A 346-nucleotide genomic window follows, 5' to 3' on the forward strand; every position below is an offset into this window, starting at 1 on the left:
ATCGCACAAACACTCTATAGCCGATTAAAAAGAAGTCATTACCAAATATTTTGGGTAAACCTTTTGGGCGTAAGTTTTTGGTATTTACCATTGCTAATGCAACAAATGCCCATTTATCCTCAAACGTATCGAGCTCTAAACACTCTGGAATAAACTCTTGAAGCTCTTCCTTTTTAACAGCGTATGTAAGAACAATCGAATTTTCGAAATGTGTTTCGACTGCAAAAGGATGATCTTTTAAAAATTCCATTACCTATTTTGTATGTAAACCCTATCTCTTAAAACAAACTCTTTAAAATAAACTATAGAAATAAAGAGCAGTGCAAAAATAGAGTTGATGCGCCCC

Annotated in this window: 1 protein-coding gene; it reads right to left on the reverse strand. The window is 33.8% G+C overall.

What is annotated here, in order from left to right; translation table 11 throughout:
* Positions 1 to 250 (reverse strand): DUF2071 domain-containing protein (locus E1176_RS00105; RefSeq protein WP_185152446.1); only part of this gene is annotated, 250 nt, incomplete at its 3' end.
* Between the last annotated feature and the right edge of the window lie 96 nt (positions 251 to 346).

It is taken from the genome of Fulvivirga aurantia (assembly GCF_009711475.1).
Taxonomy (GTDB): Bacteria; Bacteroidota; Bacteroidia; order Cytophagales; family Cyclobacteriaceae; genus Fulvivirga; species Fulvivirga aurantia.